The sequence below is a fragment of the Gilvirhabdus luticola genome, from assembly GCF_040117515.1.
In the GTDB taxonomy this organism is placed as follows: Bacteria; Bacteroidota; Bacteroidia; order Flavobacteriales; family Flavobacteriaceae; genus Gilvirhabdus; species Gilvirhabdus luticola.
Genome location: NZ_JBEEEN010000001.1, coordinates 37,768 through 57,322 on the forward strand (window position 1 = coordinate 37,768; position 19,555 = coordinate 57,322).

General features: G+C 30.0%; 21 protein-coding genes and 1 other RNA gene. 6 read left to right on the forward strand and 16 right to left on the reverse strand.

Going from position 1 to position 19,555, the window contains the following annotated elements; translation table 11 throughout:
• Positions 1 to 101: 101 nt before the first annotated feature.
• Both AAFP94_RS00150 and AAFP94_RS00155 read left to right on the forward strand, forming a co-directional pair.
• The gene (locus tag AAFP94_RS00150; protein WP_316661234.1) at positions 102 to 956 is read left to right on the forward strand and encodes a glycosyltransferase family 2 protein; all 855 of its coding nucleotides are present in this window, start codon (positions 102 to 104) and stop codon (positions 954 to 956) included.
• Positions 956 to 1,891 (forward strand): glycosyltransferase family 2 protein, encoded by a 936-nt coding sequence (locus AAFP94_RS00155; protein WP_316661233.1) that lies wholly within the window; start codon positions 956 to 958, stop codon positions 1,889 to 1,891. Before AAFP94_RS00150 ends, AAFP94_RS00155 begins: the two co-directional genes overlap by 1 nt.
• On the opposite strand, the gene AAFP94_RS00160 is transcribed toward AAFP94_RS00155, so the two are convergent.
• From AAFP94_RS00160 to typA, 5 genes are all read right to left on the reverse strand, one after another.
• Entirely contained in the window at positions 1,888 to 2,994 is a 1,107-nt protein-coding gene (locus tag AAFP94_RS00160; protein ID WP_316661232.1) for a glycosyltransferase, read from the reverse strand. The two genes, AAFP94_RS00155 and AAFP94_RS00160, sit on opposite strands and share 4 nt — an antisense overlap.
• A gap of 15 nt (positions 2,995 to 3,009) precedes the next feature.
• Positions 3,010 to 4,335: a phosphoethanolamine transferase gene (locus AAFP94_RS00165; RefSeq protein ID WP_316661231.1), complete on the reverse strand. Its 1,326-nt coding sequence runs from the start codon at positions 4,333 to 4,335 to the stop codon at positions 3,010 to 3,012.
• A gap of 313 nt (positions 4,336 to 4,648) precedes the next feature.
• A complete protein-coding gene (locus tag AAFP94_RS00170) occupies positions 4,649 to 5,944 on the reverse strand; it encodes an O-antigen translocase (protein ID WP_316661230.1) in 1,296 nt (431 codons plus the stop codon).
• Between the two features lie 35 nt (positions 5,945 to 5,979).
• Positions 5,980 to 7,284, reverse strand: coding sequence for an O-antigen translocase (locus AAFP94_RS00175; protein ID WP_316661229.1), 1,305 nt, complete (start codon positions 7,282 to 7,284; stop codon positions 5,980 to 5,982).
• A gap of 192 nt (positions 7,285 to 7,476) precedes the next feature.
• On the reverse strand, positions 7,477 to 9,276 hold the full coding sequence (typA, locus tag AAFP94_RS00180) for a translational GTPase TypA (RefSeq protein WP_316661228.1): 1,800 nt from the start codon (positions 9,274 to 9,276) through the stop codon (positions 7,477 to 7,479).
• 153 nt (positions 9,277 to 9,429) lie between these two features.
• Here typA and AAFP94_RS00185 point away from each other — a divergent pair, with 153 nt between their 5' ends.
• Positions 9,430 to 9,786 (forward strand): hypothetical protein, encoded by a 357-nt coding sequence (locus tag AAFP94_RS00185; RefSeq protein WP_316661227.1) that lies wholly within the window; start codon positions 9,430 to 9,432, stop codon positions 9,784 to 9,786.
• A 33-nt stretch (positions 9,787 to 9,819) separates the two neighbouring features.
• Positions 9,820 to 10,638: a 3-deoxy-8-phosphooctulonate synthase gene (kdsA, locus tag AAFP94_RS00190; RefSeq protein ID WP_316661226.1), complete on the forward strand. Its 819-nt coding sequence runs from the start codon at positions 9,820 to 9,822 to the stop codon at positions 10,636 to 10,638.
• Position 10,639: 1 nt separating this feature from the next.
• Here kdsA and AAFP94_RS00195 read toward each other — a convergent pair whose 3' ends face one another.
• Positions 10,640 to 11,008 carry a DUF1801 domain-containing protein gene (locus AAFP94_RS00195; RefSeq protein ID WP_316661225.1) on the reverse strand — a complete coding sequence of 123 codons (369 nt, stop codon included), beginning with the start codon at positions 11,006 to 11,008 and terminating at the stop codon, positions 10,640 to 10,642.
• Positions 11,009 to 11,241: 233 nt separating this feature from the next.
• Here AAFP94_RS00195 and AAFP94_RS00200 point away from each other — a divergent pair, with 233 nt between their 5' ends.
• Complete coding sequence (locus tag AAFP94_RS00200; protein WP_316661224.1) at positions 11,242 to 11,628, forward strand: ribosomal maturation YjgA family protein; 387 nt, start codon at positions 11,242 to 11,244, stop codon at positions 11,626 to 11,628.
• Here the strand turns inward: AAFP94_RS00200 and AAFP94_RS00205 are convergent.
• The gene (locus AAFP94_RS00205; protein WP_316661223.1) at positions 11,607 to 12,815 is read right to left on the reverse strand and encodes an NAD(P)-dependent oxidoreductase; all 1,209 of its coding nucleotides are present in this window, start codon (positions 12,813 to 12,815) and stop codon (positions 11,607 to 11,609) included. The genes AAFP94_RS00200 and AAFP94_RS00205 overlap by 22 nt on opposite strands.
• Before the next feature lie 105 nt (positions 12,816 to 12,920).
• On the opposite strand from AAFP94_RS00205, the gene ssrA reads away from it, so the two are divergent.
• Positions 12,921 to 13,315, forward strand: a transfer-messenger RNA (tmRNA) gene (gene ssrA / locus AAFP94_RS00210).
• A gap of 174 nt (positions 13,316 to 13,489) precedes the next feature.
• Here ssrA and AAFP94_RS00215 read toward each other — a convergent pair.
• From AAFP94_RS00215 to AAFP94_RS00255, 9 genes are all read right to left on the reverse strand, one after another.
• Complete coding sequence (locus AAFP94_RS00215) at positions 13,490 to 14,305, reverse strand: T9SS type A sorting domain-containing protein (RefSeq protein WP_316661222.1); 816 nt, start codon at positions 14,303 to 14,305, stop codon at positions 13,490 to 13,492.
• Between the two features lie 573 nt (positions 14,306 to 14,878).
• Positions 14,879 to 15,421 (reverse strand): hypothetical protein, encoded by a 543-nt coding sequence (locus AAFP94_RS00220; protein ID WP_316661221.1) that lies wholly within the window; start codon positions 15,419 to 15,421, stop codon positions 14,879 to 14,881.
• Between the two features lie 121 nt (positions 15,422 to 15,542).
• Entirely contained in the window at positions 15,543 to 15,842 is a 300-nt protein-coding gene (locus tag AAFP94_RS00225) for a hypothetical protein (protein ID WP_316661220.1), read from the reverse strand.
• Positions 15,843 to 16,029: 187 nt separating this feature from the next.
• Positions 16,030 to 16,800, reverse strand: coding sequence for a hypothetical protein (locus AAFP94_RS00230; protein WP_316661219.1), 771 nt, complete (start codon positions 16,798 to 16,800; stop codon positions 16,030 to 16,032).
• Between the two features lie 209 nt (positions 16,801 to 17,009).
• Complete coding sequence (locus tag AAFP94_RS00235; protein WP_316661218.1) at positions 17,010 to 17,414, reverse strand: rhodanese-like domain-containing protein; 405 nt, start codon at positions 17,412 to 17,414, stop codon at positions 17,010 to 17,012.
• 17 nt (positions 17,415 to 17,431) lie between these two features.
• Positions 17,432 to 17,740, reverse strand: coding sequence for a rhodanese-like domain-containing protein (locus tag AAFP94_RS00240; protein ID WP_316661217.1), 309 nt, complete (start codon positions 17,738 to 17,740; stop codon positions 17,432 to 17,434).
• Positions 17,741 to 17,816: 76 nt separating this feature from the next.
• Positions 17,817 to 18,437, reverse strand: coding sequence for a thioredoxin family protein (locus tag AAFP94_RS00245; RefSeq protein ID WP_316661216.1), 621 nt, complete (start codon positions 18,435 to 18,437; stop codon positions 17,817 to 17,819).
• Between the two features lie 5 nt (positions 18,438 to 18,442).
• Positions 18,443 to 18,988, reverse strand: a complete 546-nt coding sequence (locus AAFP94_RS00250) for a TlpA disulfide reductase family protein (RefSeq protein WP_316661215.1) — start codon at positions 18,986 to 18,988, stop codon at positions 18,443 to 18,445.
• A 164-nt stretch (positions 18,989 to 19,152) separates the two neighbouring features.
• Complete coding sequence (locus tag AAFP94_RS00255) at positions 19,153 to 19,506, reverse strand: T9SS type B sorting domain-containing protein (RefSeq protein WP_316661214.1); 354 nt, start codon at positions 19,504 to 19,506, stop codon at positions 19,153 to 19,155.
• Between the last annotated feature and the right edge of the window lie 49 nt (positions 19,507 to 19,555).

Below are 19,555 nucleotides of genomic sequence, written 5' to 3' on the forward strand. Positions count from 1 at the left end.
TTAAAAATACAATTACTGTACCATTTGTTTAGAAATAAAAAAACAATTGATGAAATCAAATGTATAATATTGATTAGTTTTGAAAAAATAAGTAAACATTAGTGCTCTCTATTTTAATTCCAACATATAATTATAATGTTTATCCACTTGCAAAAGAGCTTGCAAAGCAAGCATTAAGCGCTGGAATAAATTTTGAATTAATCTGCATAGATGATGGTTCAAAATCAGTTTTAAATAAGAAAAATTCTAAAATAAATAATATAGAAAATTGTGTGTTTAAAGAACTTGAAAACAATATAGGTCGAAGTTCTATAAGAAATTTGTTGGCCAAAGAATCAAAATACAATGACCTGCTATTTGTTGACGCAGGAAATTTTCCTGAAAGTGAAAATTTCATCAACAATTATATCAAAATTAAAAACTACGATGTTATTAGTGGTGGTATGTTTCCTCTTAAGAGATCTCCAAAAAAGCCCTATAAACTAAGATGGCTTTATACTAAATTAAGAGAACGTAAAAATTTATGTTCTTCAAATTTTTTGATTAAAAAAGAGGTTATGCTTAAATTCCCATTTGACCACACCATAAAAGAGTATGGTTATGAAGATGTTTTATTTTTTAATCAACTAATTGAAAACAATATTTCAATTTTAAAAATAAAAAACCCTGTTATTCATAATGCCGATGATGATGCCGAATCATTTGTTGAGAAAACTGAAATGGCCATCACAAACTTAATGGTATTGCTTAATCATAAAAAGTTAAAAAAAACAGTATCAAGTTTATCAATAAAATTTTATTTCTTAAAAAAGGCTGGACTTACAAAACCTGTTGCTTATATGTTCAACTTTTTAAAACCATTGTTGAGAAAAAATTTCAATTCAACATATCCCTCTATTTTTTTATTCGATTTTTATAGACTGGGTTATATGTGTTTAATTAATCAAAAAAAATAATGCCATTTTTTTCTGTAATAACACCATTGTACAACAAAGAAGACTATATTGAGGCAACAATAAAAAGTGTGTTAAATCAAACTTTTGATGATTTTGAAATTGTTATTGTTGACGACGGAAGTACAGATAATAGTTTAAAAATACTTTCTCAAATAAAAAGCTCAAAGATCAACATTTTAGTGCAAGAAAATCAAGGTCCTTCGGTAGCAAGAAATAAAGCCATTGCAAACGCTAAAGGAAAATATATAGCACCTCTAGATGCAGATGATATTTGGCGTGAAGATCACTTGGTTGAATTAAAAAGTTTAATAGACTCATTTCCAAATGCTGGGGTATTTTGTAATAATTATAAGGTTAAGCTAAATAAAAACTTAACACGAAACGCCCATTTTAATTTTGATTTTGCAACCAGTCATTTGATAATTCCTGATTTTTTTGATGCAAATATTTACAATTATATAGCATCATCATCATCCACTGCCTTTTTAAAATCCTCCTTTATTGAACTTGGTGGCTATAATACAAGTTTGAGAACAGGACAAGACCTTGATTTATGGATTCGTTTTGCTCTTAAATACGAAATTGCATTCAACCCAAAAGCAACGATGATTTATAATAATTATGATGATTTAAGTTTATCGAAAAGTGAACTTAATGAAACGAGATATAATTTTATTTCATCTTATAAAAAAGAGGAAGAAAAAAATCCCTCTTTAAAAAAATATTTAGATGTAAATAGGTTTGCTCTTGTTTTAAGGTGTAAAATGAACAATGAAAATGAGCTCTACAAAAAAGTTCAAACAGAAATTAATTATAAAAATTTAAACTTGAAACAAAAAATACTAATCAATTCTCCAAAATTTATACTCCATTTTTTAAAAAAAATCCAGAGGGTTCTGATTAAAAACAAAATGTACTTAACAGCATATAATTAAACAGGTTTCGGAATTTTTTCGAATAGTACTTGCCAATCTTTTGAAATTTTTTTAATTGAAAATTGATCTATATCATTTTTTGCATTCTTTTTACAAAATTGGTATAGCTCTTCGTCTTCAATAAAGGTGTCAAATGCTTTAGCTAGAGCTTCTGGATTATGATTTTCAACTAATAAGCCATTAAATTGATGCTGTATGATCTCTTTAGGTCCAGCTTCACAATCAACAGAAATAACAGGAGTTCCCAAGCTTAAAGATTCTGGTATAACCATAGCAAAACCTTCAGATCTACTGGTTAAAACTGTGAATAATGCATTTTTAACATAAGGAAAAGGATTTTTTGAAAACCCGATTATTTTTACAAAATATTTAAGTCCCAGTTGCTCTGAAAGTGTTTTTAATAAATCGGTATCTTCTCCATCTCCTAAAATGAGTAACTTTACTTTTCTTTCTTTTAATCTGGAGCTATTATACGATTCAAGAAGTAATCTTAAATTTTTTGATTTGTCCTGAATTCGACCGTAATAAATTATATAATCACCTAATCTTAAAGACACTTCTTCTTCCGATTGCCTTTTAATTTCATCATAATTAAAGGCATTATAAATAGTATGTACATTTTTTAATGCATATAATTCTTTAAATTTTTTAGTCCCTGTTTTAGAAACACAAACCATGTTTGCATTGCTGTACAAATATTTATTTAGCCATTTATATTTATTGAAAGCTATTGTTGCCTCAAAGGAATGAATCACATAAATCGTAGGAAGATTATAAATGAATTTAGTAATTAATAATTCGCGATAAGCACTATTTCTAGGTCTGTTGTCTACGATTAAATCAAATTTGTGTTTATTAAGAAATCTTTTGAATTTAATTAACCTTGAAATTCTTCCAAATTGAGAGTTTTTCTTGTATTTATATACTCCTAAATCAAACACATTTCCACTGTAATTATAGGCAATTCCAGATTCAACAGTTACAATAAAAACCTGATGCCCTAATTCTTGAAACATTATTGATTGTATGGCTGAAGCACGCTCTGCACCACCATGATTAAGAGATGTACATATAATGCATATTTTCTTATTGTGTTTATTCACAAAAAACAAGATTTATTACTTATTTAAAAATAAGCTGTCATAATCCAAACTATCTTTGATGATTCTTTTTCTTTCTTTAAAATTACTATTAAAAATGCTTCTAGTAGTATCTATTTCAAGACTGGTTACTTTACAAAGGTCTGCAATAGAATGGAAAATATCATCTGTCATATACTTTTTATCTTGATTATCCGCAATAATCTTATTTTCGCTATATGCATTATTCATCCATAAAAATAAAGGTATATCATACATGTTTTTTGTAATCATTTGGTCAACAGTTTGCCCAAAAAAATCAATTTGGTCATAAACTTCTTGACCATGGTCAGAAAAATAAAGCACAAAACTTTTAGCCGATACTTTTTTAGCAACATTAATAACCTCATATAGAATACTGTCTGTATATCTCATCACGTTATCATAAGCATTAATAGTTTTATATACCTCTGGTCTTTTGAACTTAGTTATTGGATTATCTCTATAAATATTAAATTTTGGAGGATAACGCTTTTCATAAAAAAAGTGAGCACCAATCATGTGTAAAAAAACAACTTTTCTCTGTGTGCTGTCTTGAGCAATTTTATTAAGCTCTTTTAACAAAACTTCGTCATAGGGTGTTTGCTCACTAGTATGTTTGGTGTTAAGAAAAATAGCTGTATCAGAACCTCTAGCTATTTTTGTGACATGAGTATCTGAAATTCCAATGGGTCTTTGATTCGATATCCAATAGGTGCTAAAACCTGCTTGATTTAACAATTGTATTATTGATCCTTGATATACACCTTCAGGATCTTCAATGTTACCTAACGTTAACCCTTTTGATAACGACCCAATTGTGTAAGCATGGGGACTAATAACGTTATTAAATATTTTTATCTCCTCTTTTAAACTATTCAATAGCGGTGCAGTTTTTCTGTAGTAGAGATTATCCAAATTAAAATGGCGTCTGCTTGTAGATTCTCCAATGACAATGATATAAAATTCCTTATCATGGCTTGTATTAAAATGCTTTACCTCCAAAAATTTTCCCGTCTTATTGTCCTTGCCATAGTTTTTGAATTTATCCATTTCGGAATAATATGAAATTGGAGTTCTTACAGCTAAATATGGTACGTTAAATACTATTAATTTTGTGTATTTTAAAAACAATAAGATAGTTAAAATAGAAAGAACAAGTTTAATTTTTTGTCTTTTGCTTACAGCAAATTCTTCAACCGAACCCTTAATAATTTTAAATTGAAAAATGATGAGAATTAATGTAATCAAACTCAAAATAAGTATAGCATTATTAAAGTAGGTTTGCAAAAATTCTTTTGTCTCTGCTACGTTAGTTTCAAGCATAACAAAAATCGTTGAGTCACTAAAGATACTATTGAAATGATAATAGTAAAAAGTTTCTAAAAACAAACAAATATTAAAGAAAACTAGGGCAAATTTCAGAAAGATTACTTTAACCTCATGTCGGTTAAGTAAAGTGTAAATAAAAATTAATATAAAGGCAAATAAAATATTTTCAATAAGATTATAAACTCTATCAATATTAGTTTCCTTGCCAACAACTTCAAATAGAAAAAAAATTATTATTGATAATATAAAAGCAAAACAAACTTTAAGAATTTTAACCTTATTCAAACCACCCATAATCATTATTAATCTATATTGATATATTACGTCTACTAATGAAATTATTTCTCAAAATAACAAGCACAACTAAAAAATATAAAATATATCTTACAAAATGTGCCATAACAATTCCTTCAGTATCATATAAGTCTATAAAATAAACCGAAAAAACATAAAACAATATGACCGACAGTAGTTCTGTAAAAATATAATAACCTATTTGCTTTTTAGCCAAAAACTGATAGGAAATAACAATGGCTATAAACTTCATAAGATCTCCCATAAGTTGCCATTTAAAAAAGCTTTCAATCACTAAAAACTCTTCAGTATATAACAATTGAATAATTAAATTTCTAAACAAAAAAACCAAAATCATACCTACAACAATTAGAGGCAATAGCAGTTTGTAAATTTTTTTGACTTCATTTCTAAAAGTAAATGTGTTATTAATTTTTGCATACCTAGGTAAAATGTATAAAGGAAAAATTGCCGCAGGAAACTGCATATAAGTTTTAGAAATAGATGCCATTGCTGTCCAATAACCTGCTTCTGAAATATTTAATCTGTTTTCTATTAAATTTCTTATTGCTATATCAGTCAAATTTATACCTAAAATAACGATTATAGTCATGAAACTGTAAGACAATAATTGGTTTTTAAAATCCAATGAGAAAGATAACTTTCTAAAATTGAAATAAGGTTTATGAGAGTTGCCAAAAAAAATAAAATAAGTTAAAAACTGAATTATAGGAATTGTAATAACGGCTAGTAGTGCACCTCTTATACCATAATAATACGTTAAGGCTATGATTACTACCGTGCTTACTACAATAGTAATAAAGGTTAGTTTTGAATATAATTTATAAGATGAAAGACCATTAAGTAATGCATATAATATGGCATTTAAACTAATAAATGGTACAATAAAAGATAGAATTTTAAAGATATAGGCATAGCTGTAATTTGTTCCAAAAATAAAATCATTTAGTACGCTCGAGCAGAAAAATAAAACTAAAAAAGAAACTAAAGTGGCTATCGCAGCAAAAATAAAAGTTGTTGAAAAAAGATTCTTTAATTGTATTTTATCATTTTTATATTGGGAAATAAATTTTATTAAACCATTTGAAGTTCCTAAAACAGAAAATTGTTCAAAAAAACTAATGACATTTTTTAAGTTACCTACTAAAGCTATTCCTTCAGCACCAATTAAGATAGCCAGTACTTTTTGAGATATTAAAGAAAACCCCATTCTTGTAAACACTAAAAGAGTGTTTGCTGAAGTAACTTTAAATAACAGATTGTTATTTATAAATTCTCTAATCTTCATTTATTATTCATGATTAGTGAAGCCTATATTAAAAACTATTCTACATTTTTTTCCTTTATTATCCCAAATAAAGACGATCCAAAGATCAATAAAATTACACCATAATACATTAAATAGGTTACAAAATGTGCAATAGTAGCTCCTTTAACACCATAAATATCAATAAAGTATATGCTAGTATAATACAATGTAACAACTAAAAAAGCTTCAGTAATGATGTAATGCCAAAACATTTTTTTTGCTAGGAATTGATATGCAATAACTATAGATAATACCTTAACAAAATCTCCCAATAGTTGCCATAAAAACAAATCTTCAACAGGTTCAAATTCATTTGAAAAAATGACTAAAACAATTATTGGTCTTAAAAAATAAATGATCACTAACCCAAGTGCAAACACTGGTATAATACTTTTATAAAAATTAAATACCTCGTTTTTAAATTCTTTAACATCTTCAATTTCAGAAAATCTAGGCAAAATATATAAAGCCATTAAAGAACTTATAAACATTAGATAATACTTTGAAATCCTTGTCATAGCCTCCCAAAATCCAGCCTCTTTATAGCCAATATTATCAATGATATAAGATCTAATAATCAAAGCAACAATTGGTAAAATAACTGCCGAAAATAATACCATAAATGAATATGGACTTAATTTCTTTATATAATCAAAACTTATATTTTCAACTTTTACCAGAGGCACTAGACTTCTTTGGTTTATTATTCCCACCAAGGTAATTAAGAAAATAATAGATTCTGAAATAACCACAGAAACCAAAGCTCCATCAATCCTGTTTTGGTATATCAACAATAAGGTTACACATAAACCTAAAATTTGTCCAATAATATTTATAACTAAAAGGATCCTGTATTTAGAAAATCCGTTCATTATAGAAAAGACAAACATGTTTAGAGAGTAAAAAGGAAGAGCAATAGCCAAAATTCTTATAACATAAGAATAATCACTATACTTAGGAAAAATAAGATCATTTATATACTCGGCATTAAAATAGCATGCAAATGAAACTATCATCGTAGCAATAAAACCCAAATAAAAAACAGTAGAAATTGTTTTACTTAACTCTACTGTTTGCTTTTTAAATTCCGAGATAAACTTGACTACACCATTATAAAGGCCTAAAATCGCAACAGACTGAACTGAACTTAAAAAGTTACGTAAATTCCCTATTAAAGCTAAGCCTTCGGCACCAATAAAAACAGCAATTGCTTTAGAAGTTAATACACCAGCAAGAACTCTTGTTGCCACAGATACTGTATTTAATGAAGCGGCTTTATTTAATACTTTATTATTTATGTATTTTGTTAATTTACCCAATCAATAATTTATTAAACATAATTAAATTCAAAAATAGCATTTTCAATATTTATTAACGAGGGATTTTACAATGGGCTATAATTTAAAAATAAATACTATTTTTCTTTAGAATACAACAGAAAATTTGTTTTTAAAATAAAAAAGGAATTCTAAACTGAATTCCTTTTTATAACATATACCACTTTTTATACATTAAATTGTCTTGTTCCTTTTACGCTCTACTTCAGTTAAAAGTATTTTTCGTAATCTAATATGGCTTGGTGTTACCTCAACATATTCATCTTTTTGAATATATTCCAAAGCTTCTTCCAAACTAAATTTTATTGCTGGAACGATTTTAGCTTTATCGTCTGCACCTGAAGATCTTACATTACTCAACTTTTTAGTTTTGGTTACATTGATAACCATATCATCACCTCTTGAGTTTTCACCAATAACCTGTCCTTCATAGATGTTTTCTCCTGGATCAACAAAAAACTTACCTCTATCTTGCAATTTATCTATAGAATAAGGAATTGCTTGACCTTTTTCCATAGACACTAAACTTCCGTTTTGACGCTCTGGAATTCCTCCTTTAAGTGGTTGGTATTCCTTAAACCGATGAGCCATAATTGCTTCACCAGCAGTTGCCGTTAGTAATTGATTGCGCAATCCAATAATACCTCTTGAAGGAATCATAAACTTACAAATCATTCGTTCTCCTTTAGATTCCATACTTAACATCTCTCCTTTTCGCATGGTAACCATTTCTATAGCTTTTCCTGAAACTTCTTCAGGAAGATCTATAGTCATTTCTTCTACAGGTTCGCATTTTACACCATCCATTTCTCTAATGATAACTTGAGGCTGACCAATTTGAAGTTCATAACCTTCACGACGCATGGTTTCAATAAGTACAGATAAATGCAATACTCCACGACCAAAAACCATAAACTTATCAGCACTATCGGTTTCTTCAACACGTAGTGCTAAATTCTTTTCTAATTCTTTGAATAAACGCTCTTTAATATGACGTGAAGTCACAAATTTCCCATCCTTCCCAAAAAAAGGTGAATCATTTATAGTAAATAACATGCTCATTGTTGGTTCATCTATAGCAATAGTCTTTAACCCTTGAGGATTTTCAAAATCTGCAATAGTATCACCTATTTCAAAACCTTCTAATCCTACAATGGCACAAATATCACCAGCTTGGACTTCATCTACTTTTTTACGTCCTAATCCTTCAAAAATATGCAGTTCCTTTATTTTAGATTTCACAATCTTTCCATCGCGTTTTACTAATGAAATTTGCATATTAGACTTTAGCATTCCACGCTGTAATCTACCAATAGCAATTCGCCCTGTAAACGAAGAATAATCTAAAGATGTAATAAGCATTTGCGTTGTACCTTCTTCAATCTTTGGTGAAGGTACATGTTCAACTACCATGTCTAAAAGAGGCTCGATAGAATTGGTTTGGTTTTTCCAATCATCACTCATCCAGTTATGCTTTGCAGATCCATAAACAGTTGGAAAATCTAATTGCCATTCTTCTGCACCAAGTTCAAACATTAAATCGAAAACAGCTTCATGAACTTCATCTGGTGTACAATTCTCTTTATCAACTTTATTAATTACAACGCAAGGTTTTAACCCAAGATCTATAGCTTTTTGCAATACAAATCTTGTTTGTGGCATCGGTCCTTCAAAGGCATCAACCAATAATAGTACACCATCAGCCATGTTAAGAACACGTTCTACTTCTCCTCCAAAATCTGCGTGACCAGGAGTATCTATGATATTAATTTTAGTATCCTTATAAACTACAGAAACATTCTTTGAGACTATTGTAATACCTCTTTCTCGTTCTAAATCGTTGTTATCAAGAATCAAATCACCAGTGTTTTCGTTATCACGAAAAAGCTGACAATGGTACATAATCTTATCAACCAAAGTTGTTTTACCATGGTCTACGTGAGCAATAATTGCAATATTTTTAATATCAGTCATATCTGCCTTAATTTAAGCGTGCAAAGGTACGTTATATTTTAACATTCAAGCTATTAAATAATAATATTTCGTTAATTAAATGTTATAATTTACTTATTGAAAAACTTTATTAAAAGTTTGATCGTTTAATATTTAAACAACGATTTAATAATTATGGGTTTTGTAAACAGATATTCAAAATTTATACCTTATTTGTATTTCATCGCTGTAATTTCTTATTGGTTCACAGACGTAAATAGAACTGAAGGTTTAATTGCATTTCCTATATTACTTCTTGGTATTCCTTTTCTTTGGCAAATTATAATGCCTAACAGAAATTTGAATTTCACATTAGGAACTGTATTTGTTTGCCTATCATCTTATTTGATTTTGGCATATTTAGGCCATATTTTAAATTTAGCCAATTTTTCTACATTACAGAAAATGGGTTTATTTGGTGGGTTTTTTATCCTTTTTCATTTTATTATGGCCATTTGGATTATAAGAAATAGTTTAAAAAGAAGCTTTTAAATTGTGTAACTTTGCGACTTTAAAAGCAAAGTGATGAATCTTAACGAAGTACCGAAACTAAAATATACTGACTCTAACAACTTTTTTTTATTGGCTGGTCCTTGCGCTATTGAAGGTGAAGACATGGCATTACGTATAGCTGAAAAGATTGTAAAAATTACTGATGGTCTTAAGATTCCTTATGTTTTTAAAGGTAGTTTCAAAAAAGCAAACCGAAGTAGAATAGATAGTTTTACTGGAATTGGTGATGAAAAAGCATTAAAGATTCTTCAAAAAGTGTCTCATACTTTTAATATTCCAACAATTACAGATATACACGAAGTAAGTGATGCTAACAAAGCAGCAGAATATGTAGATGTATTACAAATTCCTGCTTTTTTGGTCAGACAAACAGATCTTGTTGTTGCAGCTGCAGAAACTGGCAAAGTTGTGAATCTGAAAAAAGGACAGTTTATGAGTCCAGAAGCCATGAAACACGCTGTTCAAAAAGTGAAGGATGCTGGCAATAATAAGGCTTGGATTACCGACAGAGGTACTATGTTTGGTTATCAAGATATGATTGTCGATTTTAGAGGTATTCCTACCATGAGACAATTTGCACCGACAGTATTGGATGTTACACATTCTTTACAACAACCAAATCAATCTAGTGGTGTTACTGGAGGAAGACCAGATATGATAGAAACCATTGCCCGAGCCGGAATTGTAAACCATGTTGATGGCTTATTTATTGAGACCCATTTTGATCCAGCTAATGCAAAAAGTGATGGTGCTAATATGCTACATCTAGATCATTTAGAGAAATTACTAACTAACTTGGTGGCGATTAGAAAAACAATAAACAACCTTTAGTTTATTTACTGTAAAATGATTTGCCTTTCTGTTTTTCCGCTTCACGAAGAATAGTAATAAAAATATCTTCATTAATATCTTCTAATGATTTATATCGTAAGGACTTAACAACTTTACGATTTTCACTAACCAGATATTCATCAAATTTTGAAAGATAAGCAGAATGCCAAAACGCCACATCTACAAACTGATTTTTGTGACTCGCATTTAAGTAACACATAGGTGTTTCTCCCAGATAATAACATGGAATTCGCCACTTATATTTCATTTCAATATTAGGAATTGTATGCTCTATAATAACTTGTATATGCATCAAAATAGAACGATAAGGTTCTGGTTGATTGAGTATGTATTCTTCTGCTGGATTCAAGAATTAAAATTTATCCAGCAAATTTAAAATTAATTAGTAATTTACAAATTGCAAGAAACATCAATCGCTCTATTTTCTACAAATATGTTTTCGATCAAATTAAACTCATCAACCATGCAAAAAACCAATAACTACATTGGGATACTTAATAACGCTAGCTACATTATTATTAGCACTATCATTGACCAGAGTCATGAGGGTTTCACTTATTTCTCAACTTTTAAATTAATGAATTGAAAATATATTTCAATAAAACTTATTTTTTACTTTTTTTAATTCTACTATTTGTTGAAACAGCCATTGTTTGCTTTTTTTCAAAAGGCTTCATACGTTTTACTTTTGGCGATTTTTTAGTGGTGATGCTTGTGTATTGTTTTGTTAAAAGCTTTCTAAACGTTAAACCAATAATTGCGGCTTTTGGAGTTTTAATTTTCGCATTTGCTGTAGAATTCTCACAACTATTCAACCTTATTGGCATAATAAATCTTCAAAACAACCTAATTGCCAAACTGATTTTGGGAAGCACTTTTCAAATTGGTGATTTAATTGCTTATACTCTTGGAGTGATCACAATTACTATTATAGAAAATAAAGTATCTTACTCCAAACCATCAACATAATCCTGAAGGTAAGAAAATCTATCAGTAAGTTTTCCTTTTGATGAAGTGATTTTAGCACGTTGTAAAATACCTTCAGCATCCTTATTAAAAAATGATGGAATTACATACTTTAGAAACATCTCACCAAAACCTTCACTGGCATCTTTAGGTAATTCGCATGGCAAATTATCTACAGCCATAACAGCAATGGCATTTATATTTTTATAATCAACTTCCTTTTCAGTTTTTGGATTATAACCATAAATTGGTTCTGCAATAGTTGATGCTCTAATTGTTGTGGCTACAGGTCCATCAATATCACAACTCACATCGGCCACAACTTTTATATTAAAATCTCTAGATTTTGCATCTTCTCTTGTAAAAAGAAATGGTGCACCATCTCCGTAAAAATGACCAGCAATAAAAAAATCTGTCACTTTGGTAAAGCGCATAAAATCTGACACATACTCTTTTGGGTTATCGAAAAAATCAAACATGTCAATCACGTTTCCATCTTTTCTTTTGCTATAATCAAGTACATCAATATTGCAATACACAGCTTCTTCAAAATCTTTGTGTAAATAATCATCTACGGAAACCTCTTTGATCTTTATAGCATCTAACATTTCTTTTGCGCCTCTAGCTACTTTTCCATTACCAGTAAGTAAAATTTTAAAAGTAGGAAGTGTGATTTTTTTCAATTCCGCAATTAAAGCTAATTGGTCTGGTAATGCCTCTACTTTGGGTAAATACCAAGAGTTGTACTTTAAACCCCAAGCTCTAAACCCGTTATAAGCCCCAACAATTCCAGCATATCGACCAAAACCAATTAGGCGGAATCCTTGTTGGTCTACAATGGTTTCGTGGTCATAAAGCTCAATATTTTTATCTAAAATAGCTTTAAGAAGTTCTCTATTATATGGCTGTTTTTTTATAGTATGCGAAAAGAAAAAATATTTTTTATTCGGAATTAAATTTTCTATTGGCACTTCCTTTACACCTATCATGACATCACAATCAAACACATTGTCTGTAACTGTAAATCCTAATCTTTGGTAATCCAAATCTGGGAATATACGTATATCTGAAGACTCAACAATAAACTCTGCTTCGGGAAATTGTGCTCTGGCTTCGGCAAGTTTTTCTGGTGAAAAAACGACTCGTCTGTCAGGTGGGTTTTTACGTTCTTTTATAATGGCAAATTTCATAAAATAACTTGGTATAAATTTTGCACGAAAATAAAGTGAATTGTGAGCTTAAACAAACTTTTCACTAACTTTGCACACTTTCAATTTTTGAAGGCTTCATAAAATGGGGTCGACTGGTTTTGACAGCGAGATTAATTGAACAGTAAGCACGTCGTGTAATGACATTGAAACACGTAAAAGGCTAGGTCAAACTTTAAACGGCGAGAATAACTACGCTTTAGCTGCTTAATCTGAATTATAGTAAGATAAAGCCTCGTCCTACTAGGTAGGAAAGCTAAATGTCTCTTGAAAGCCTTGGTTAACGGCGTTCTAATTAGAGGCATCGTAAAAGTTAACATAGAATAGTTAGCGCTTTGATGACTATTTGAAACTAAAAAAGATAAGTTGTAAGTAGAGTGTTTTTTATCAGCTTACAATCGAAAACCATGAAAAAACTAAACGTGTAGAAAGCTCTTTAATTACTTGTTTGGACGAGAGTTCGATTCTCTCCGACTCCACAATTAAAAACCATAATTGCTTTATTATTAAAGCGTTATGGTTTTTTAATTTTATTATTTGTACGATTTTTGTATTGTAAAACTAATTTTATACAAATAAGCCTGTTTTTTTACCTCAATAAGAAAGTTATAATTACAGAGCATATTTATCCAGTTCATGCCCATTCTTAAAACTCCTTATTTCTTAATAATTTTAACTGTACCTATTGCATCTTCAGTATTAAATTTTAGGAAATAAATTCCAGCATGTAATGATGAAATATCAATGACTCTAAAGTTATCTTTAGCACCCATAACAAGTTTACCAATAACGGAATACATCTCTACAATCCGTAATTTGCTAACATCACCTTTGACATTCAGTATACCAGTTGTTGGATTGGGATATATAGAAAGACCTGTTAAAGTCTCAAAATCTTTGTTAGATAATGTGGAGCCAGAACTATCAAAATAATCGGGAGTTAGGTGAATAGGATAGCCAAGGTTACAATCATTCCACCCACCATTATTTGGACAATCCGTATAGAATCGGTCGTCATACGCATTGCCTTTCTCAAATCGGAACATAGGGTCCTGCCCCACATCTACATACTTAACTTTTACATGGCACAACTTTGCAGGTGTGCCGTTCACATTTGGTGCAAACGCAACTCCAACAGGACTAAACTTCCATGATACCCTAAAATCGGTATCGTCATTGGTTGTAAATCCAGTATAATTGTAGAAATTTCCAGAATATTCTCCGCAGATATAACCAGGGTAAGGATGTGTCACTTCAAATGCTCCATTGGCATTAATGCTGTTACCAAAGGCGGCAGTGTTATATAAAAAAAACAACTCGCCTGAGCCCAGTTCGATTTCAGGCTTACCAGGTTTATGTATCATCACATCCACTTCGTAATAATCAAAACTACCGTCATTGGTGTTCTGGGCATTTGCAAAGGTAAAATAGATTTGGGAGTGGGCAACGTACCCCAAAAAAAACATTACCATGATAGATGCTTTAAGGAAACCGGATGTGTTAAGAATTTTCATTAGAAAAAGGTTTTAGTGTTAGTAATTATTATTTAAAACTTAAAAAAGAAAATATTGTAGGGAATAATTAATTGTTTCTTACAGGGATTTAGAAAACAGATTTACATATTAAAATAGAAAGTCTAAAGGAATAAAAAGTAGATGTTGGAGTTAGAACTTATTGTAATGTAGGGATTAAATTCCTAATAAAGAATTGTTTAGTAATAAAATGAGTTGTTAAGAGCATATTTATCAAGACTATGCCCATACTTAAAACTCCTGACTTCTGTAATAACATTATATTTTGATTGATAAATTACCTCCACAAAAAAAATGGCAACGGCATAACAGTTGATGCGAATCCCTTCTGTAATGTAGTTATCTAGAAAAATGCCATGCTTCCAAACAGTCGCCTGTTTTTCTTCAAGGGATAGGGCGTTAAATTCGAATAGGGTAATTTATTAACCAGTAGTATTTTTATTCTCTCCGACTCCACAAAAAAAAGCCTATGTTGAGTAAACATAGGCTTTTTTGATTAATTTAAATTTTGTTTTACTCTTCAGCTTCACTTTCTCCGTCATCTTTATCATCTTCGTTATGCAAATACCTAAATAATCCTGAAGTATCACCATACCCTTGCTGAAATAAAATTTTTCCTTCATCATCAAAATCGTAAGACTCGTAATATTTTACAACACCTGATTTAGCTTCAGTTGAATCTGTCGCCGGAATTGTTACTTCCCATTCGCCATAATAACGTACAGAGCCGTCTAACTCTTTTGTGTCCGGATTAACGCCAGGCAATAAGACTAAAGGATCTGTGATTAATTTTAAATCGTAATTATCCCAAAGCCATTTGTCGCTTTTTTTAACATCCTCCAAGCCTAAAGAATCTTTAGAGCCAAATGAAGTGCCTCTCATCACAAAATCGGAAGCATATTGCGAATAGTCAACATTCTCCTCTTGAAAAGCTTTTAAATTTTCTAGAACTGTTTGTGAATTTTTCTCAAATGCTTCTTTAGCAGAATTATCTGGTTTTGGTTGACAACCTATAAACATGATTGACAAACATAAAATAGATAGAATAAATTTCATAAAAATTGTATTTATAGTTAGTATTAATTTTATAAAGTTAAGCTATTTAGAGTTTGAAATAAAAAAAACCGTAAAAGAATTTAATTTTTACGATTTTGATAGTTTTTAGATAAATATATTATTAAGTTTTACTTTTTTCAGGTTTAAATTTTCCTTTTTTAATCCATTCATTCTTTATTTCTTCTAATCTTTTTAAATCTTCTTTCATTTCTTTGCGGCGCTCATCCATTTTTTTCCATTTCACATTTCTTTCTTCTTGTTTACGAGCCTGTTCTTCTAGCCTTGAGGCTTCTTTACGGATTTCTTCTTTTTTTGCCATTTTACGCTTTCTTTTTTCCATATAAACTGAAAAATTAGCAAATGCATACATAGAAATGAATAGTAAAGCAATGACGATTAAAATAACATAACCTTGTTTCATAATTAAAGTTGTTTAGAGCAATTATATAAAATTATAAAAAAAGTAATTACTATTTAAATTTAAAGGGTAAAGTGTTGAAAAAGAAGATAAAATCAATGTTTTTATAGAAAAAACCTCTTGACATTTTGATCAAGAGGTTTTTAATAATTAATACACTTATTACTAAATTTTGATATAATTCATGTTTTTAATTTCCACTCATATGGGCATTATATACCCATATCTCATCCCATGTGTTTTTAAAATTAGCCTGATATAAATCTTGCTGATTCTGCCATGAATTTTCCCCATTTACTTTATTAAATGTCTCAACCCACTCTAAGTCTTTATCAAATTCAGCCCAATTTTTATAAAATCCAAAAGTCGCAATATGACGCCCCAGATCACCTTGTCTAAACTGATTATAATATACACCCCAAGGGTTTACTCCTTCTAGTGCTTTTACGGTCTTGCTTATTCTTTCAAAAAATAAGTTAACACCTGGAGACGGTCCATCAGCCACTTCATAATATCTTACAAAATAAATAGGATATTTAGAGTTATCGCCATCCAGCATACTTGTGTTATTCAACTTTTTGTCGGCTGTCCAATATTCTATAGTTTGAATTTTCTTGATGTAAGGCATAACATTATCTCGCCAATCAGCATCATGTCCTCCTTCACCTGGTCTAGTATCATTATGTGAATATTTCATCGGACCCATTTCCCAAATAATATTTCCAGCATTGGGCCCTGAAGCAATATTATATACTATGGCCTTGAATGCACCATCTTTATGATAGGTCGCATTATGTTTTCTCATGTTATCCTGTAATACTTTTAATTTCGTATTGTCAGGAGTTAACATAATGTCTTCCCACATTGTGTAATCATCAGAGTCTTCTTGTGCGTTTAAAGTAAAAAGGCCACTAAATACTATAGCGACCAAGCAAATTAATGAAATCGATTTTTTAATCATGATAATAAAAAGTTATTGGTTAGTTAATTAACTATATATCTATTATATAGTCTTTGTTTTAAAAAATAAATTCAAAGTTTTTGGCTTTGAAAATTTATAACTGGTAGGTAAAGTTCAACTATTTGAAGTAATTAAAGATACAAAATATTAGTCAATAGTTTTAAAAAAAGTGAAAAATAAAAAACCTCTCAATTTGAGAGGTTTTTTAACTATTCTAATGAAATTTCAAATCCTTCATGCTCCCATTTAGATATTCCTCCATCTAAATCATATATTTTTACAAAGCCAGCATCTTTCATCTTTTGTGCACATTTGGCACTACGACCACCTGACCGACAATATAAAATTACTGGTTTGTTCTTGTCTAATTTTTCAATATCCTCATCAAATGTAGGAGACTTAAAGTCTATATTTTGTGAATTTGCAATATAGCCATCATTATATTCTTCGGGTGTTCTCACATCTACCAATTGTACACCATCAATAAGAAGAAGTTCTTGCATTTCTTCTGGAGATATTACAGTAATTATTTCTTCGGAAGATTTAACGTCCTTTTTACATGAAGCCGTAAATAAAGCTGTAACTAAACAACATAAAAAGAATAAATTTTTCATTGTATTGGGTTTTTAGGTTAGTTTATATCTCCTTCCCATTCTATAATTCCTCCTACTAGATTATAAGCCTTTTCAAAGCCTAACTGATTCATTATTGCACAAGCTTGACCGCTTCTGTTTCCAGATCTACAATACACATAATAAGATTTACTCTTATCCAATTCTTTTATTTTTGAAATAAACCCTTGGCCTTCGTAAATATCAATATTAATAGAATTTGGTATGTAACCATTATCAAACTCATCCTCTGTTCTTACATCTAAAATAACAGCATTATCATCTAATGATAATTGCTCTGACCATTCTTCTTGGGTTAAATCTGCCATAGTTAAAATTATATAATTACAAAATTAACAATTCGCAGGACATAAACGGAAAAAGGGAAAACCCAAATAAAAAAAATTATACTTTAATAGTACACCCAATGGCTTTAGTTTGAGCTTTTTCAACAGATTTACCAGATAACAAAGCATCAACAGCATTCTCCACATATTTTTCTTTAACAGCTAAGGCATCTTTATAATTATCGTCTATTGCGCCAATATACCTAACAACATTTCCTTTTTTAGTTTTTTCTAAAATAAACATATGTGGTGTTTTGGTGGCTCCGTATTGTGGATAAATTTTCTGACCATCATCCAACAAATAAGGGAAAGTAAATCCTTTAGACTTTGCCCTGGCTTTCATGGCTTCCATATTATCACCTGGCTTTACATCGGTATTATTTGGCATAATTGCAATTACTGGATAACCTTTTGACGCGTATTTTTTATCAAGCGCAATAATTCTATCTTCATAGGCAACTGCATAAGGACAAGTATTACATGTAAAAGTTAAGATAAATCCTTTTGCATCTTTGTAATCTGATAGCGAGACCATTTTGCCGTCTACATTCATAAGTTTAAAATCTGTAGCAATATCTCCTATTTCATAACCATTACTAGTTGTTTCAAAATTAGTTGTAAATGCACTTATTGATAATATTACCAATAGTGCTACAAAAAGTTTCATTGTATTTTTCATAGTGTTTAATTTAAAAATTGTTTGACTTCTGTTTCTAATTCATTATAGGTAAAAGAACGTTCGTAAAATTTACGAGTATCATTTTTGTAGATTATTGTAGCAGGTATAGCTCCTGACCATGATTCGCTCACTTTAGGTATCCAGGTATCCATGTCTACATCGTCCAATGCTACAACCTTTGATGTCAATTCATTCTTTTGAATAAATGGTTTGAGCTTGCTTTCATACAAATGTGGAAAATCCAAACTCACTAAAATAACCTCAACATTTTGATTGGAATAATTATCGTTTAATTTTTCGAAATAAGGCAATTCTTTAACGCATGGTTTACACCAAGTTGCCCAAAAATTAACAACATAAACTTTGTCATCCTTTAAAGACAGGAATTTCTCTAAACCATCAAAATCATAAACTTCTAATTGAAAATTTTGTCTGCCTGCAACTTCAATATTTTCTGTTTCAGAATTTTGAGCAACACTAGAATCTTTGCTTTCATTGTTCTTACATGAAACCATAACTAATGTTATAAATAGTAGTATTTTTATTTTCATAGCATTAAAATTAATGATTAGGAAACTGATTACCTTAACTTTAACATAAATTTAGATAAACTATCTTATCAAGCTAAAGTGCCCTCCGTAAATCTTTCCATTTGATGTAATAGCCTTATACCAATAATCGGAAATGGGCATTCTTTTTCCATTCATAATTCCATTCAACCTTTACCATAAGGATCTATTTGTTTAATTAATTTTCCATACCTATCATATATGTATAGTGCCTCAATAATAAAGTCATGATTCCTATCATGGAGATATTGCCAATAATCATGAAACCCATCAGAATTTGGACCACAACCCAAAATTGTAGAAAAGCTGGTCTGATTACAGTCTATTGCTTCTCCAGTACTATTAAAAGGCACAATACGGATAAAATAAAGACTATTAGGCTCAAAATTAAGTGCGAAAGTGGAATTAGTATAGAACACTCCTCCATTTAAAATATCATTCTCTATAGGTGATGAACCAATATCAACCTTATAAGCAGTTGCTCCTGAGTTTCTTCCCATTCAATGAGTGGAGACAGCGGAACATTTGTTGCTTGATTAACCGGATAAA

What these genes read in the sequence shown, in the direction of transcription:
- AAFP94_RS00165 (WP_316661231.1), bottom strand. Translation starts at nt 4,335, where the DNA reads ATGCTTGAAACTAACGTAGCAGAGACAAAAGAATTTTTGCAAACCTAC.
- AAFP94_RS00255 (WP_316661214.1), bottom strand. Translation starts at nt 19,506, where the DNA reads ATGGGAAGAAACTCAGGAGCAACTGCTTATAAGGTTGATATTGGTTCA.
- AAFP94_RS00250 (WP_316661215.1), bottom strand. Translation starts at nt 18,988, where the DNA reads ATGAAAATAAAAATACTACTATTTATAACATTAGTTATGGTTTCATGT.
- AAFP94_RS00230 (WP_316661219.1), bottom strand. Translation starts at nt 16,800, where the DNA reads ATGATTAAAAAATCGATTTCATTAATTTGCTTGGTCGCTATAGTATTT.
- kdsA (WP_316661226.1), top strand. Translation starts at nt 9,820, where the DNA reads ATGAATCTTAACGAAGTACCGAAACTAAAATATACTGACTCTAACAAC.
- typA (WP_316661228.1), bottom strand. Translation starts at nt 9,276, where the DNA reads ATGACTGATATTAAAAATATTGCAATTATTGCTCACGTAGACCATGGT.
- AAFP94_RS00185 (WP_316661227.1), top strand. Translation starts at nt 9,430, where the DNA reads ATGGGTTTTGTAAACAGATATTCAAAATTTATACCTTATTTGTATTTC.
- AAFP94_RS00220 (WP_316661221.1), bottom strand. Translation starts at nt 15,421, where the DNA reads ATGAAATTTATTCTATCTATTTTATGTTTGTCAATCATGTTTATAGGT.
- AAFP94_RS00215 (WP_316661222.1), bottom strand. Translation starts at nt 14,305, where the DNA reads ATGGTAATGTTTTTTTTGGGGTACGTTGCCCACTCCCAAATCTATTTT.
- AAFP94_RS00155 (WP_316661233.1), top strand. Translation starts at nt 956, where the DNA reads ATGCCATTTTTTTCTGTAATAACACCATTGTACAACAAAGAAGACTAT.
- AAFP94_RS00235 (WP_316661218.1), bottom strand. Translation starts at nt 17,414, where the DNA reads ATGAAAAATTTATTCTTTTTATGTTGTTTAGTTACAGCTTTATTTACG.
- AAFP94_RS00240 (WP_316661217.1), bottom strand. Translation starts at nt 17,740, where the DNA reads ATGGCAGATTTAACCCAAGAAGAATGGTCAGAGCAATTATCATTAGAT.
- AAFP94_RS00205 (WP_316661223.1), bottom strand. Translation starts at nt 12,815, where the DNA reads ATGAAATTTGCCATTATAAAAGAACGTAAAAACCCACCTGACAGACGA.
- AAFP94_RS00170 (WP_316661230.1), bottom strand. Translation starts at nt 5,944, where the DNA reads ATGAAGATTAGAGAATTTATAAATAACAATCTGTTATTTAAAGTTACT.
- AAFP94_RS00245 (WP_316661216.1), bottom strand. Translation starts at nt 18,437, where the DNA reads ATGAAAAATACAATGAAACTTTTTGTAGCACTATTGGTAATATTATCA.
- AAFP94_RS00225 (WP_316661220.1), bottom strand. Translation starts at nt 15,842, where the DNA reads ATGAAACAAGGTTATGTTATTTTAATCGTCATTGCTTTACTATTCATT.